The 6,313-nt window shown below is 37.4% G+C and carries 9 protein-coding genes; 6 read left to right on the top strand and 3 right to left on the bottom strand.

The window, feature by feature from the left end:
- Positions 1-84 precede the first annotated feature (84 nt).
- Positions 85-657 carry an AAA family ATPase gene (locus AACY61_RS07060; RefSeq protein ID WP_339610869.1) on the bottom strand — a complete coding sequence of 191 codons (573 nt, stop codon included), beginning with the start codon at positions 655-657 and terminating at the stop codon, positions 85-87.
- A gap of 73 nt (positions 658-730) precedes the next feature.
- Between AACY61_RS07060 and AACY61_RS07055 the strand changes: the two genes are divergently transcribed.
- On the top strand, positions 731-1,021 hold the full coding sequence (locus AACY61_RS07055; RefSeq protein ID WP_228251643.1) for a hypothetical protein: 291 nt from the start codon (positions 731-733) through the stop codon (positions 1,019-1,021).
- 14 nt (positions 1,022-1,035) lie between these two features.
- On the opposite strand, the gene AACY61_RS07050 is transcribed toward AACY61_RS07055, so the two are convergent.
- Together AACY61_RS07050 and AACY61_RS07045 are read right to left on the bottom strand one after the other, a co-directional pair.
- Positions 1,036-1,245, bottom strand: a complete 210-nt coding sequence (locus AACY61_RS07050; RefSeq protein WP_228251644.1) for a hypothetical protein — start codon at positions 1,243-1,245, stop codon at positions 1,036-1,038.
- 296 nt (positions 1,246-1,541) lie between these two features.
- Positions 1,542-2,951, bottom strand: a complete 1,410-nt coding sequence (locus tag AACY61_RS07045; RefSeq protein ID WP_228251645.1) for a PLP-dependent aminotransferase family protein — start codon at positions 2,949-2,951, stop codon at positions 1,542-1,544.
- Between the two features lie 92 nt (positions 2,952-3,043).
- Between AACY61_RS07045 and AACY61_RS07040 the strand changes: the two genes are divergently transcribed.
- The 5 genes from AACY61_RS07040 to AACY61_RS07020 form a co-directional block, all read left to right on the top strand.
- Positions 3,044-3,946: an EamA family transporter gene (locus AACY61_RS07040; protein WP_228251646.1), complete on the top strand. Its 903-nt coding sequence runs from the start codon at positions 3,044-3,046 to the stop codon at positions 3,944-3,946.
- The gene (locus AACY61_RS07035; RefSeq protein ID WP_228251647.1) at positions 3,943-4,452 is read left to right on the top strand and encodes a GNAT family N-acetyltransferase; all 510 of its coding nucleotides are present in this window, start codon (positions 3,943-3,945) and stop codon (positions 4,450-4,452) included. The genes AACY61_RS07040 and AACY61_RS07035 overlap by 4 nt, the downstream gene beginning before the upstream one ends.
- Entirely contained in the window at positions 4,449-4,913 is a 465-nt protein-coding gene (locus tag AACY61_RS07030) for a GNAT family N-acetyltransferase (RefSeq protein WP_339610868.1), read from the top strand. The genes AACY61_RS07035 and AACY61_RS07030 overlap by 4 nt, the downstream gene beginning before the upstream one ends.
- Positions 4,914-4,919: 6 nt before the next feature.
- On the top strand, positions 4,920-5,978 hold the full coding sequence (locus tag AACY61_RS07025; protein ID WP_339610867.1) for a branched-chain amino acid aminotransferase: 1,059 nt from the start codon (positions 4,920-4,922) through the stop codon (positions 5,976-5,978).
- 12 nt (positions 5,979-5,990) lie between these two features.
- On the top strand, positions 5,991-6,313 hold a 323-nt coding region (locus AACY61_RS07020), incomplete at its 3' end, for a DinB family protein (RefSeq protein ID WP_339610866.1).

Genomic DNA, 6,313 nt, shown 5'->3' with positions numbered 1-6,313 from the left:
CTTCACTATTCAGTTCACGGACATAAAGTTAAACAAGTGCTATGGCTTCTACCTATCCTCATTATATTTTGAATGGGATGGTAGTCAATAGGTTAAAAGATAATTAAGAATGATTTTTGCTCTTTTTAAAACTGTAGTTTTAGGCAATTCAACCAATTCATATCCCAAGAAATAATAGGTTTCCTTCATTATATGATACGTGGCAACTGCTTCTTCTAAAGTCTGTTTTCTCTCGGCATCATTTACATAAATAGCTTTCCAAGGTGGAGTTATAAAAACCATAGGATGATATTGGTTTTCTTTTGCTGCCTGCCACATTGTTTCAGGAATGGAAATATTGCAAAGTTTTAGGTATCCAATGACATCTGGAATACCACGGTCAAAAAATGTCAATCCACACTTCTCCGACACATTTTGAAAATCGTTGAGGGATTGCTGAAACATAGCCATTGCAAATCCTTTTTTGTCAAGCCACGGTAAACGATTTCCATCTGTTTTAATTTCTTTTTGGATAATACTTCTACCGGTTTCTTCAACCGAATGAGATCCCATAACTGAAAGCTGTTTTATAACGGATGTCTTTCCCATTCCGGGACCTCCTGTAATAATAATAGTGTTTGATTTGTTTTCCATAGTTCTAATAATTATCTCCTTCATATTTTGATGAGGATGATTTCTTTCACTCTTAATACTTTTGTTATTAATGTTGAATGATTTAAAACGTTTGATTATGTTGACAACAAATGATGTAGCCAAAGTTTATGATACGATCTTAAGTATCCCTGGCATGAATGACACAGTGAAGATTGATTTGAGGATCTCACGTAAAAATGTGTTATTACTAAACCATGTAATTGAGCGTGGATTGGTCGTGAAAGATGATGAGAAAAATGATGGACTTCTATCTAATGTGCCCGAAGAAAATCTGGAAGAATTGAAAAGTATTGCCGGTCAATATCTCGAAAAGGCCGGACTTATTGAACTCAAAGAAAAGTTGAATGAGTTAGGAAAAGGGAAGTAATGTATTCAGGCTGGTTATTCGGTTATCCAACCTTCTTCTTTTCTGATATTTTGAACCTTGTTTGCTATGAGCCAATCTTCAAATAATGAATCATTAATAGGAGTAAATTTAATAAATTCTCCTGAGGATAGCATTAAAGTAAAATCTTTTGCTACGGTAATGTATTTGAGGAGGTCTGAAGCTGAATAATGAAATCCGGGAAAATGCTGGGCGGCTGCTTTCATATCAATATTTTTATGGATTAATACCGGCTGATTTAAAATAGCGCAGGCAGCAACTTACAGCACTGAGGTCTTAGAAAACCCAACAACAATAAGTGCGCTCACGCAGTAGCATGAGCGTTCTTCACTTGTTGTCCTGCTGTTATCGAAATTTCCTAAGTTTCAGTGCCGGACTCAAAGCAAAACGCTTCAAGAATATTCTAACTAAGATAGCTGTTTGAGTTCAAACTTTATATAAAAAGATGTCCTTACAAAGAGCTATCTATACCTGGTAAATCGTAGAACAGATTATTTAAAAACTAAGACATTCTTTTAACTATTCTTCCTAATTGTTTTAGTTTGTCTTCTATATGTTCTGACCAAAGTTGTCCATAGCTTAGACGCATACAATTGTTAAATTGATTTTGTAAGGTAGACATCCTGCCCGGGGCAATGCTTATATTTTGGCGGATAGCCTTTTCGTATAGTTCTACAGTATTAATTTTTTCTTCCAATTCTACCCACAACATGAATCCTCCCTGAGGGTTGCTGATTTTGGTTTTCTCCGGAAAATATTCTGCTATTGCCCTGGCATAGTGCAAACTATTGGAGTATAATGTCTTTCGCAACTTTCTCAAATAATTTTCATAACGTCCTTTCTCCAAAAAGTTGGCAATTGCTTCTTGTGTTATGGTTGTGGAAGAAACGGTATGGATTAATTTCTGATGAATGATTTTTTCTTTGAATTTTCCGGGGGCTATCCAACCTACCCGATAGCCTGGAGCAAGAGTTTTAGAAACCGATCCTATCCATAAAACCAATCCTTCTTTGTCAAACGCCTTACAGGGCTTAGGGCGGTTGCTTCCAAAATATACATCTCCATACAGATCATCTTCTATCAAAGGAATTCCATACTTGGCTAGCATAGAAACCACTTCCTTTTTATGTGTTTCAGGCATACAACTCCCCAATGGATTGTTAAAATTAGAAATCAGAATACAGGTTTTAATTTTAGGAATTACTTTTTTCAAAGCTTCCAGTTCCACCCCGGTAATAGGATTTGTAGGAAGTTCAATAACGTGCAGTCCCAGGCTTTTTGCTAATTGTAATATTCCGAAATAAACAGGGCTTTCTACTGCAATGGTATCTCCCTTTTTGGTAAGTGCCATCAATGCAAATGAAAGGGCATTCATTGCTCCTGCGGTAGTAATAATGTCTTCTTCCTGTAAATTACCATTCCAAGTATAGGTGAACCGGGCAATATCCCTGCGTAGTTTCTGGTTTCCCTGTATATTTTCATACTCAGTTCCACCTCCTTTAAGGTTTCGCATGGCATTCACCAGTTCCTTGTTCAATTTTGCTATAGGCAACAATTCATTCTCCGGTACTCCCAAAGAGAATCGGGTAATCCTGGTATCATTTAATGAGGTATATACTTTAGCGATTAGGCTTTCCACACATTCCGGCTCCTCAATTCCTTCTGGATTACTGGTTGAGGGTACAGATAATTGATTGGGTTTGTAATTAACAAAATACCCTGATTTAGGTCTGGAGATAATTAACCCTTGTGATTCCAGTTCCAGGTAGGCCTGAATAACCGTGTTCATACTAACCCCATATTCTCTCTTTAGATCTCTAAGAGAAGGCATTTTTTCCCCGGTCTTTATAGTGCCGCTTTGAATCTGATCTGATAATGTTTCGGCAATTTTTTGATATAGTGTAGTCTTCATTATAAAATCTGTATCCGTTAAAATTAATAAAATTGTATCTGTAACCATTCATTTTTTCTGCTTTATTTTGTTATAAAAATTACCTACTTGCTATGAATAAAAATCTATTAGCATATTTATCTCTTATTATCGTATGCTTAGTATGGGGCTCTACCTACTTTGCAATCCGAATAGGCGTAGCCACTTTTCCTCCCTTTCTATTTTCTGCTATTCGGCAAATCATGGCAGGAGGCATCATGCTGGTCGCATTAAAAATCATTGGAAAACTTCAGCTTAGAAGATCGGATTTACTTAATCAATCCATTACCGGTATTTTAATGGTCACTTTAGGCAATGGCGTAATTGGTTGGTGCGAACGTTACATTACCAGTGGACTGGCCGCATTGATATTATCACTTATTCCTGTATTTGTGGTAGTAATCAGCTATCTGTTTGGTTTTGATAGAAGAAGACCGCACATTTTGATCTTATTTGGATTGATATTGGGTTGTTTGGGAATCATACTCATTTTCAGGGATAATCTAAAAGATATTGCCAATCCGGAATATTTTCTAGGAATGCTTATTGCATTTGGAGCCTGCCTGGCATGGGCTTCGGGAAGTGTCTTCAGTAAGTTCAAAATTTTAAATCATAAAAATGTTTTCCAAAATGCAGCCTTACAACTGCTCACGGGAGGGATTGCATTAGTGCTTTTTAGCCTCTTTTTAGACGACTACACAGAACTAAAAGCAATTTCAGGCAAAAGTATATGGGCATTGGCATACCTTATCGTATTTGGCTCTATTATCGCTTACTCCAGTTTTGTATATGCCCTGAAACATTTACCCATTGGTGTCTCCTCTTTATACGCATACATCAATCCATTTATAGCCATTATGCTAGGGTATTTTTTCCTGAATGAACCCCTTACGGATATAACGCTATTAGCTTTAACCGCTACACTTTCCGGTGTGTATTGTATTAACAGAGGATATCGAAAAATGGCAATACAATGAGAATAGAACAAACCATCATGACAGATATTTCCAGTGTTGAAAAAATATACACAGAAGCAATTGCATATCAACATCATCAAACTGGTTACAGTTGGTATCCATTCAGCTCATCTTTCATAAAACAAGAGATTGAAGAGAAAAGAAATTTTAAGGTAGTGACTGACGAAGATGAAATTGCAGGCGTTTTTTCCGTAATGAATGTTGACCCCATCATTTGGAATGATGATAAAGGAAAGGAAGCCATCTATCTACATCGAATGGCAATTCTCAACAATTACAGAGGGAAAAATATAGCTAAAAGAGTTGTAGAATGGGCTATGATTGAAGCCTTTAAAAGCAAAAAGAAATTTATAAGAATTGATACCTGGGCCAGTAATAAGAAATTGATAACCTATTACCAAAACTTAGGGTTCCGGTTAATCGGGAAAAAACAATTGCCCCCTAAAAGTAATCTTCCTGCCCATTACAACAATATTGAAGTCAGCTTATTTGAAATAAAATTATGATAAACATACACATAGCACCATACCGTCCTGAATGGCAACCTTACTTTGAAAAATTCAACAAAGCTTGGATTGAAAAACATTTTGTATTGGAAGCTATTGACAACTATGTCCTAACTCATCCTGAAGAAGCTATTTTAAAAGATGGGGGAGAAATTTTATTTGCGCTTCATAATCAAACGGTAATAGGTGCAGTGGCACTGAAAAAAATAGACAATGCTACTATGGAACTTACCAAAATGGCTGTGGACGAGGCTTTTCACGGACTTGGGGCAGGTACAAAACTATGTAAATCAGCCCTGGAAAAAGCAAAAGAACTAGAAGTAAAAAAATTAGTGCTCTATACTCAATCTGCTTTAAAACCCGCTTTAAGCATTTATAAAAAATTTGGGTTTCAACAAATACCCATAGAACAGGGCATTTATAAAAGAGCAGACACTAAAATGGAATTAAACATAAAATAGTAAGCTATGGAAACAATGGCAATAGACATTCACAAAAATGATCAGAGTAAACAATCAGCATTCAATTATGATGATTTTAATTTTGGGACACAGCCTACCGATCACCTATTCCTGAGCGAATATGATCATGGAAACTGGAGGTCTCATAGAATTGTACCCACACAACATTTTTCATTAAGTCCTTTTGCGCTTTGTCTTCACTATGGGCAAACCGTTTTTGAAGGAATGAAAGCTTTTCGTCAAGATAACGGACAAGTACATATTTTTCGCCCCGAAAAGCATCACCAACGTTTCAATCGTTCTTTGGAGCGTATGTGCATGCCGCCCATAGAAAAAGAGCTTTTCATCAATGCTTTGGAAGAATTAGTATGGCTTGAACAGCATTGGATTCCACAGGATAAAGAAGTAAGTCTATATATCCGCCCGTTTGTTTTTGCTACGGAGCCACGTTTGGGGGTTAAAGTGGCTGACAACTATACGTTTTGTATTACCTGTACCCCGATGGGGCTGTACTATCCCAAACCTGTAAGGGTAAAAGTTGAAACCGAATACGTTAGGGCAGCAGAAGGCGGTGTGGGCTACGTAAAATGTGGCGGAAACTACGGAGCTGCCTTTTACCCTACACAACAGGCAAAAGAACAGGGGTTCGATCAAATTATCTGGACAGATGCCAAAACACATCAGTTTTTGGAAGAAGCCGGAACTATGAATATGATGGTAATGCCCAAGGATACACTCATCACTCCACGTTTGAGCACTTCTATCCTGGATGGGGTGACCCGAAATTCCATTATCCAGATTGCCAGGGATAAAGGAATGAATGTGGAAGAACGGGCTATTAGCTATCAAGAGCTGGAAGATGCGTTTAATGCCGGAAATCAAGTGGAACTTTTTGGTGTGGGTACCGCAGCAGTTATTTCTCCAGTATATAGCATTCAGATACAAGGCAAAGACTATTCCCCTTACATAGAAGATGATGCTACAATGTTTCAACTAAAAACAGCTTTGGAGAACATCCGAAAAGGAAGAGCAAAAGACACCCACTCATGGAATCACTTTATCTAAAATAAGCATCCTATGAATGAAAAAGATCAATATCCAATAGGCCGATATATAGAAAACCTGGAATTGCATCAGCAGATGCAACAACAATGGATTGCTACTATTGCATTATTGCCTTTCCGTATCAAAGAAGAAGTACAGTCGCTCACGCAGCTTCAATTGGACACCCCGTACCGGGAAAATGGTTGGACACTCAGGCAGGTTATTCATCATCTGGCAGACAGTAATATAAATTGTTTTGCACGTATCAAATTTGCGTTGACCGAAGAAAATCCAAGTATTAAACCTTTTGCAGAAAAGCCCTGGGCAGACCTGTTTGACGCCAAACTAACAGACAT

Origin of the sequence: uncultured Planktosalinus sp. (assembly GCF_963973675.1) — a bacterium.
GTDB lineage: Bacteria > Bacteroidota > Bacteroidia > Flavobacteriales > Flavobacteriaceae > Planktosalinus.
The sequence above is the reverse complement of the archived record's forward strand: the minus strand, read 5'-3'. Positions and strand labels throughout refer to the sequence as shown.